The sequence below is a fragment of the Paenibacillus suaedae genome (genome assembly GCF_032337355.1).
Classification (GTDB): Bacteria; Bacillota; Bacilli; order Paenibacillales; family Paenibacillaceae; genus Paenibacillus_B; species Paenibacillus_B suaedae.
In genome coordinates this window covers 403,272-412,272 of sequence record NZ_JAVYAA010000005.1, presented here as the reverse complement: position 1 = coordinate 412,272, position 9,001 = coordinate 403,272, and the positions used below count along the sequence as shown (strand labels likewise).

Sequence of the window (9,001 nt, the reverse complement as noted above, 5' to 3'; positions counted from 1 at the left end):
TTCGTCCTGAGCCAGGATCAAACTCTCCGTTAAAGTTAAGTTTGAACTGCTCATATCTTTTGACGAGGTATTGCTACCTCATTCACAAACGTTGCTCGTTGTTCAGTTTTCAAAGAACAATCTTCAATCCAGCGCTTCAGCTTATTGCCTCTTTCGCCTTCGTTCACCGCGTCTCTCAGCGGCGACTCATATAATATATCACGCCCACAATAATAACGCAAGCACTTTTTTAAAAAAACTTTAAAAAGAATATAAGTCTGCTATAAAGCTAATTGCGGAGCCATTCTAACACCCGCACACAGCCTTATAGCAGACTCTATCGATACCAATTCATAACAAGGTTACTGCTTTACTCGCACCGCTCAATAGGATCAATGTACGGCGAGTACTTCCTCTATCCATATCTGTCTTTCCTGCGTAAGTTGAACGATGCTGCCATCTACCGACACCCACGGACGAGTCAAGTGAGAATCCTCCGTAAATACGATGCGTCCCACCCGTCCATCATTCAGTTTAACAAATGCGTTCTGATGCATCTGGGCCACCTTATGGATGAATGTGCGTACAAGTTGGGGATCGAGCTGGCCGAATGATTCTTCCTTCAATCTCTCAAGTGCAATATAAGGAGAAGAAGCTCTCTTATATATTCGATTCTGTGTCATCGCATGGAAGATATCAGCGATCGCTACGATCTTGGCATACGGGTGTATTCGCTCCCCCGTTACTCCTAGAGGGTACCCACTCCCATCGATACGCTCATGATGCTGCAATGCGGCAAGCTTAACACCATCATTAATGGCTGGCACATTTCGAAGCAACTCATAACCATAATGGGTATGTCTGCGCATCTCAATCTTCTCGTTTTCCGTCAGGGTGCCTTTTTTAGACCAGATATCGCTATCGACCTTCGTCTTCCCAATATCGTGCAGCAGCCCAGATAAAGCGATCTGCATCCCTTCTTTGGAAGGATACCCGCTCCATTGTCCGATAAGATATGACGTGAGCGCAACAGCAGCGGATTTATGATACACATAGTCTTCTTCATTTCCTTGCAGCATTTCTTTAATTTGTGGATGGAAGCAGACTGGAGAGTAATGTTCGCTCTGTCCAAGCAGCCATTCCATTTGCTGGCGCAGTTCTAATATAGGAAGCTTGGTAGCCCCTGCTGTCTTATATACATTCTTGAGTAGGTTCACCATCTGAAGCCATGATTCTACAAAGCCGGCATCATGTTGAAAATGGCTCGTCTGGCGTGATGATGCTTGAGGAATGGTCGGTTCACTGTTTTTGCGATCCGGCGCATCCACACGTGTCCCTACACTGTCCATAATCGGCGAAGGATATGAACTTGCCACTGCAACTGATTTGATCATAAAAGCATCGAGCACATCCAAATCACGTACACTGAGCGTTCTTCCTTTATTCATAATTACTCCGCCAAGCCCTGTTATCACGTCCTGCTCCAATTGATCTCCTGGCTTAGCTTGCGAGACGGGGATGAATACCATAGGTTATTACACTCTCCTGTTGGCCTCTTCATATGAATTTGACTCGGTTATCGTTATGTATCTGCTTATATCAAGGAAAAGGGCGCACTCTATAAAAGAATACGCCCTACCTGTTGTCAATGCTCACACTGCTGCTGCATCTTCACGTTCATCATTCTATTCTAATTCCGGTTCGGAGGCAGAAGGTGCTTCGCTCTCTGTCATGCCCGGATTTTGTTCTGCTTCTTCAGACGATTCTTCAGAGGATTCCTCAGGATCATCCTCAGTCTTATCGCAGCGGCTAACCGTAGATACGGAATCGTCGTCGCGGATATTGATGAGCTTCACACCTTGCGTGTATCGACCCATTTGGGAAATGCCCGACATGCTTGTACGAATAATTGTTCCTGATGCAGTGATAATCATCAAGTCCTCTCCATCCTGTACAACCTTCAAGCCGACGACTGCACCGTTCTTGTCCGTTACATTGATCGTCTTAATCCCTTTACCGCCACGGCTCTGAATTCGATAGTCTTCCATAGGGGTACGTTTGCCGTAGCCTTTGGCTGTAACAATAAGCACATCGTTCTCCTTATTGACTACATCCATGTCAATTACGACATCTTCGCTATCAAGCGTAATGCCTTTGACACCTGTAGCCGAACGTCCCATGGATCGAACGTCGTTCTCAGAGAATCGGATCGACATCCCCATCTTCGTACCCATAATGATCTCCTGCTCGCCGTCCGTCAGGCGAACCCCAATCAACGCATCATCATCACGAAGGTTGATGGCAATCAAGCCGCCTTTGCGAATGTTGACATAATCGTCAAGCGGAGTCTTCTTCACGATCCCTTGGCGGGTTGCAAAGAACAGGTACTTGTCAGATTCAAATTCCACGACTGGAATCACCGCACTAATGGACTCACCCTGTTCAATTTGAATCAAATTGATAATTGGCGTTCCTCTCGCTGTGCGGCTCAAGTCTGGAATCTCATACGCCTTGATGCGGTAAACCTTACCCTTGTCCGTGAAGAACATCAGGTAATGGTGAGAGTTGGACACGAATAAATGCTCTACGAAATCATTATCCTTCGTATCCATACCAACTACACCACGGCCTCCACGCTTCTGGCTACGATATGTCGTTACCGGAAGACGCTTAATATATCCGCTATGCGAAATGGTGATGATAACATCTTCTTGAGGGATCAGATCCTCATCAAGTATGCTATCCTCGCCAATCGTGATTTCTGTACGGCGCTCATCCCCATACTTCTGCTTCACTTCTTCAAGCTCATCGTTGATGATGGTCAGCACAAGCTGTTCGTTCGCCAAGATTTCACGGTATTCCGCGATCTTCATCAGCAATTCGTTATATTCAGCTTCGATCTTCTCGCGCTCCAAGCCTGTCAGACGGCGCAGACGCATATCGAGAATCGCCTGTGCTTGGTCGAAGCTTAGACCGAATCGAGTGATTAACCCTTCACGAGCCTCTTCGTCATTCTTCGAACCGCGGATAAGCGCAATAATCTCGTCGATATGATCAAGCGCAATGCGCAGGCCCTCGAGAATATGTGCACGTGCCTCGGCTTTCTTCAAATCGTACTCGGTACGGCGACGAATCACTTCGATCTGGTGCTCTAAATAATAATGGAGCATCTCACGCAAATTAAGAACGCGAGGCTCTTGATTCACAAGCGCCAGCATATTGATGCCGAAGTTGCTCTGCATCGCTGTATGCTTGTACAAGTTATTCAGAACGACATTCGGGTTCACATCACGGCGCAGTTCGATAACAACGCGCATTCCGTTGCGGTCAGATTCATCACGAAGGTCAGTAATGCCGTCAATGCGCTTCTCCCGTACCAATTCAGCAATCTTCTCAACGAGACGAGCCTTAATGACTTGATAAGGCAATTCGTGAACAACGATACGAGCCTTGCCGTTATTGTCCTCGATTGTCGCACGTGCCCGCATCGTAACAGATCCGCGGCCAGTCGCATACGCTTGGCGAATACCTTCCCGACCCATAATCAATCCAGATGTTGGAAAGTCTGGGCCCTTGATGTATTCCATCAAGTCCATTGGCGTTAACTCTGGATTCTGAATCAGCGCCTGCAGACCGTCAATGACTTCCGTCAGGTTGTGCGGTGGGATGTTCGTTGCCATACCTACTGCGATACCGGATACCCCGTTCACGAGCAAATTCGGGAAGCGAGCTGGCAATACAACAGGCTCTTGCTCTTCGCCGTCATAGTTCGGAGCAAAGTCGATCGTTTCTTTGTTAATATCACGAAGCAGTTCCATGGCAATCTTGGAGAGTCGCGCTTCTGTATAACGCATCGCCGCGGCTGAGTCTCCGTCAATGGAACCAAAGTTCCCGTGGCCATCCACGAGCATGTAACGAAGCGAGAAATCCTGGGCCATACGCACCATGGTCTCATATACGGCAGAGTCACCATGCGGGTGATACTTACCGATAACTTCACCAACAATCCTCGCTGATTTCTTATACGGTTTGTCCGGTGACATGCCGAGGTCTGACATCGCATACAAAATACGTCGGTGAACCGGCTTCAATCCGTCACGCACGTCCGGCAGAGCGCGGCTTACGATGATACTCATCGCGTAATCCAGGAATGATTCCCGCATCTCCGTGCCGATGTCGCGATCCCTGATTTGCGGTTGTTGTTCTTCCGCCATGCTGGACCTCCTTAAAATTCGTATTTAACAGCGTCATCATCATCTAGCAAAATGCAATATTTGCTCTCTACAAGCGAAAACGGCCCTTCCCCCCCATAAATGGAGTCGAACCATTTCCACGGACGAATAATCTTTTATCTAGTCCATATCGAAACTCCCCACATGGCAACACAAACCACTATGGACTAAAAAGGCACCATGTTCACAAGGGATAATTTCTGCTCTAGCTTGATCATGCGGATAAAATCATACTCATCAATTCCTTAACTGCACTATTTATATTATATTACTTTCACAAAAGAGATACAATTAAACGTTCCATGAAACCGCCCAAAATCCGAACATTTTCCACGACATATAGTTGATTGTACTATTTCTATTTGCCCGATTGATCATACATTGATATCAACTTCATATCCCTCTGCTCCCTACCGTTCAAAAAATAAAATGACTGATTTGGAAAAGGGTGATGATGTTTGTCCAGCCGGCGTATATTTAGCAAATGGAAAAAGACGAAAATTTTGCAGGACTCCTCACTACGTTCGTATATTCCTAAGACGTCCATCTATAGTGCTCTCCGGTTGAAGGAGATGCTGAATCAATATCAAATGGTGTATGTGAAACCTGATCTAGGTACTCATGGCAAAGGCGTTATGCGTGTTAAGCAGCACGCCAATGACTCATTCGAGTTGAGAGAAGGTACTTCCACGGTCACCTTCACCGAAATAGACTCTCTCCTGGCCAAAATCAAAACCAGAATCGGAAAACGAAAGTACTTAATTCAACAAGGAGTCCACATGCTGTCTCACCGGGGAAGGAAGTTCGATCTCCGTGTGTTCGTGCAAAAAAATGTGAACAACAAGTGGGAGGTTATGTCTATCTTCGGTCGAAAGGCGGCTGCCCACAAGATTGTAACGAACGTCAGCAACGGAGGGAAGATGGAATCGCTGCGAACTCTCTTGAAGCCCCACTTAAATGCAAGCTCCACTCAGCAGCTCCGCAGCGAGTTGGAGCGAATCGGGCTGTCCGTCGGGGCACGACTGAGCAAGGGGCACAAGGGTCTCAAGGAGCTTGGGCTCGATATTGCGATTGACAAAAGCATGCACCCTTGGATCTTAGAGGTCAATACGAAGCCCGCTATCTACGTGTACCGCACATTCAACCCTGCTGCTTATCGCCGCATCGTCCGAAATGCCAAAGCTTATGGACGATTGAAGTAATAAGGACTCCCCTCACTCTGCTGACATCAACTGTAGCCCGCTGCCACACCAAAGCCCCAGTCCTGATGTGGAACTGGGGCTCTATTGTTATATCGAACCTTCGTGCTTCGCGATGGAGTGCACGATCCCAAGTGGTAGGATTCGATTAGAAATCAAGATTTTTAACAAACTTAGCATGGCGCTGGATGAAATCACGTCGTGGTTCAACGTTATCACCCATGAGCGTATCGAACACATCATCTGCCATCTTGGCATCATCGAACGAAACTTGGAGCATTTTCCGGCTCTCAGGATCCATTGTCGTCTCCCACAGCTGCTCTGCATTCATCTCACCAAGACCTTTATAACGCTGAACATTGATCTTCACGCCTTCACCGAATTCCGCCATAATTTCGTCCTTCTGCTTATCGCTATCTGCATATCGAACAATTTTGTTGCGCTCAATTTTATAGAGCGGCGGCTGTGCAATGTACACGTATCCCGCTTCGATAAGCTTGCGCATGTAACGATAGAAGAATGTCAATAGCAGTGTCCGAATGTGAGCACCATCGACGTCGGCATCGGTCATGATGACGATTTTGTGATAGCGAGCTTTATCAAGATCAAAGTCTTCGCCAATCCCTGTACCAAGCGCCGTAATGATTGCACGAATCTCAGCGTTGGATAAGATCTTATCCAAGCGAGACTTCTCAACGTTCAAGATTTTACCCTTCAGCGGCAAGATCGCCTGGAAATGGCGATCGCGGCCTTGCTTCGCAGAACCGCCCGCAGAGTCACCTTCGACAATGAACAATTCGCAATGTGCAGCATCCTTGGAAGAGCAATCCGCCAGCTTACCTGGAAGGGAGCTCACTTCAAGCGCGCTCTTGCGGCGCGTTAACTCACGTGCACGGCGAGCTGCTTCTCGAGCCCGGGATGCCTGCATCCCCTTCTCGACGACCTTCTTCGAAATCATCGGGTTCTCGTTCAAGAACTCCATGAACTTCTCAGAAAATACGGATTCCACAATGCTGCGCACTTCACTGTTGCCGAGCTTCGTTTTCGTCTGTCCTTCGAACTGAGGCTCAGGAATTTTCACGGAAATGATCGCAGTCAGACCCTCACGGACATCGTCCCCGCTCAAGTTGGCGTTGTTATCCTTCATCAGGTTCATCTTGCGCGCATAATCGTTAATAATCCGTGTGAGCGCACTCTTAAAGCCAGATTCATGCGTACCGCCTTCATGCGTATGAATGTTATTGGCAAAAGAGTAAATGTTCTCGGTGTAGCTATCGTTATATTGGAGTGCAATTTCGCACGTAATGTAATCTTTGGAGCCTTCCACGTAAATTGGCTGCTCATGCATCTTCTCGCGATTGCGGTTCAGGTACTCAACGAATTCCTTGATGCCGCCGTCGTACTTAAAAGTTTCTGAATGTCCAGTACGCTCATCGGTAAGCACCATTTGGATGCCTTTGTTCAAAAATGCGAGCTCGCGAATACGGGACAGAAGTGTGTCGTATTCGTATACCGTCGTCTCTGTAAACACTTCTGGATCGGGCTGGAACCGAATCGTTGTGCCGGTCTCCTCCGTATCTCCGATTATTTCCAAATCGGATTGAGGAACCCCGCGATGATATTCCTGCTGATGGATATGTCCGTCTCGTTTCACGGTAACGATTAAGCTCGAAGACAAGGCATTTACGACCGAGACACCAACACCGTGCAAGCCGCCGGATACTTTGTATCCTTCGCCGCCGAACTTACCGCCCGCATGAAGCACGGTCATAACAACTTCAACAGCTGGACGCTTCATCTTCTCATGGATCCCGACTGGAATACCACGTCCATTGTCCACGACCGTAACGCTGTTGTCTTCATGTACGGTTACTTCGATTTTCGTGCAATACCCAGCCAACGCCTCGTCAATACTGTTATCGACGACTTCCCATACCAAATGATGCAGACCTTTGGCACTCGTTGAACCGATGTACATCCCCGGCCGTTTGCGTACGGCTTCCAAGCCTTCCAACACCTGAATCTGGCTCTCATCATACGTGTTATGATTCACAGACATGCCTTCACCTACTTCTCTAATTTCAGTACCGTTCATTATGCCAATCGCATGTAATTGCAAGAGCATCATCCCAAGAAATCCCAGCTGCTAAGCAGTGGAATATTAGAGATGACGCTGTCAACAAGGCTGTATGCAATGTTCGCCTACTCGTTAAAATGATGCGCACGCTTCTTCAATGTTGTAGATGATATCGGAGAGTAAAATACTTTTCCCTTCGTCACGACGATGGACTTTGCTTCTTCCTCGCCTATCGCCTCAACATTTTTCACTTTGTGCGCATTCGCCACGAACTGCTTAGACAGCTTAGATGATTTCTCTATCGATACATCAAAAATGGCGACCAGTTCCGAGGAACGAATGACTCTTTCTCCGCCCAAGTGAATATACATAGCGCTCACTCCCCTTAGAACAACCTCTTACCGCATGACTTGCCCATTTTCCACGTGGAACATATTTGCATCATGCAACTTGCTCGTATTAATGCCTTCAATGCCTGTCGTCGTAATGAACGTTTGTACCTTGCTCTGAAACGTCTCAATCAGCTGCGTCTGGCGCATTGAATCAAGCTCAGACAGAACATCGTCGAGCAGTAGGATAGGATATTCTCCTATTTCCTCGTGCATCAGTTCGATCTCAGCCAGCTTCAGCGACAGCGCTGTCGTCCGCTGCTGACCTTGCGATCCATAGGTTTGCACTTCTTTGCCGTTAATGTAGAAGGCAAGATCGTCCCGGTGCGGTCCGACAAGTGTCATGCCGCGCCGCACCTCCTGGTCTTTCATTTGTGTTAACTTTAACATAAATTGCTCGAATAAGACAGCTTCATCTTCGTCTGGCATCGCAAACGATGGACTATATTCAACAGTAAGAGCTTCCTTGCCATTCGTGATGCCGGCATGAATTTGCTCCGCCCATGATTGGAGTTTCTTTAAATATTGTTTCCTTTTCTTTACAACTTTAACACCATTCGTAACAAGCTGCTCATTGAATATATCGAGCATCGTATTCGCTTGTCCGCTTGGGCTGCTCCACATTTGCTTGAGCAGATTGTTGCGCTGCAAGAGCACCTTCTGATACTGCTGCAGATGGTATAGATAGCTTGGCTGAACTTGGCCAATCTCCATATCCAGAAATCTCCGGCGAATGCCTGGCGATCCCTTTACGATCTCCAAATCCTCTGGGGCGAACATGACAACATTAAGCGCACCAATGAAGCCGCTCAGCTTACGCTGCTCTAAACCATTCAGCTTTGCCTTTTTCCCCTGCCGAGAAATGTTTAGCTCCAGCTGAACTGTTCCATACTTCCGTTCTACAGATGCTCGAAGCTGTGCATGCTCTGCTTCCCATCCGATGAGTTCTTTATCTCGTGGTGTCCGATGTGATTTCGTCAGGGCAAGCACAAATATGGATTCGAGCAAATTGGTCTTCCCCTGCGCATTATTGCCGACAAAAATATTAACTCGATTGTCTGTATTCAATTCGAGCGCGCCATAATTGCGATAATTTTGCAGAGCGATCGATTTGACGAACACTCG

At 47.4% G+C, this 9,001-nt stretch carries 6 protein-coding genes; 1 reads left to right on the top strand and 5 read right to left on the bottom strand.

The window, feature by feature from the left end; all coding sequences use genetic code 11:
* Positions 1-371: 371 nt before the first annotated feature.
* Together RQP50_RS21315 and gyrA are read right to left on the bottom strand one after the other, a co-directional pair.
* Positions 372-1,508 (bottom strand): HD-GYP domain-containing protein, encoded by a 1,137-nt coding sequence (locus RQP50_RS21315; RefSeq protein WP_315746668.1) that lies wholly within the window; start codon positions 1,506-1,508, stop codon positions 372-374.
* 156 nt (positions 1,509-1,664) lie between these two features.
* Entirely contained in the window at positions 1,665-4,193 is a 2,529-nt protein-coding gene (gene gyrA / locus RQP50_RS21310; RefSeq protein WP_174809004.1) for a DNA gyrase subunit A, read from the bottom strand.
* 476 nt (positions 4,194-4,669) lie between these two features.
* On the opposite strand from gyrA, the gene RQP50_RS21305 reads away from it, so the two are divergent.
* Complete coding sequence (locus RQP50_RS21305) at positions 4,670-5,413, top strand: YheC/YheD family protein (protein ID WP_315746667.1); 744 nt, start codon at positions 4,670-4,672, stop codon at positions 5,411-5,413.
* A gap of 145 nt (positions 5,414-5,558) precedes the next feature.
* Here RQP50_RS21305 and gyrB read toward each other — a convergent pair whose 3' ends face one another.
* The 3 genes from gyrB to recF all read right to left on the bottom strand — a co-directional run bounded on the left by gyrB (position 5,559) and on the right by recF (position 8,998).
* A complete protein-coding gene (gyrB, locus tag RQP50_RS21300; RefSeq protein WP_315746679.1) occupies positions 5,559-7,469 on the bottom strand; it encodes a DNA topoisomerase (ATP-hydrolyzing) subunit B in 1,911 nt (636 codons plus the stop codon).
* A gap of 143 nt (positions 7,470-7,612) precedes the next feature.
* On the bottom strand, positions 7,613-7,858 hold the full coding sequence (gene remB / locus RQP50_RS21295) for an extracellular matrix regulator RemB (protein ID WP_021257560.1): 246 nt from the start codon (positions 7,856-7,858) through the stop codon (positions 7,613-7,615).
* A gap of 27 nt (positions 7,859-7,885) precedes the next feature.
* Positions 7,886-8,998 (bottom strand): DNA replication/repair protein RecF, encoded by a 1,113-nt coding sequence (gene recF / locus RQP50_RS21290; RefSeq protein ID WP_021257559.1) that lies wholly within the window; start codon positions 8,996-8,998, stop codon positions 7,886-7,888.
* Positions 8,999-9,001 lie beyond the last annotated feature (3 nt).

Bases quoted from the DNA above. Each gene is read 5' to 3' on its own strand.
- remB (WP_021257560.1), bottom strand. From the start codon at position 7,858: ATGTATATTCACTTGGGCGGAGAAAGAGTCATTCGTTCCTCGGAACTG.
- gyrA (WP_174809004.1), bottom strand. From the start codon at position 4,193: ATGGCGGAAGAACAACAACCGCAAATCAGGGATCGCGACATCGGCACG.
- RQP50_RS21315 (WP_315746668.1), bottom strand. From the start codon at position 1,508: ATGGTATTCATCCCCGTCTCGCAAGCTAAGCCAGGAGATCAATTGGAG.
- gyrB (WP_315746679.1), bottom strand. From the start codon at position 7,469: ATGTCTGTGAATCATAACACGTATGATGAGAGCCAGATTCAGGTGTTG.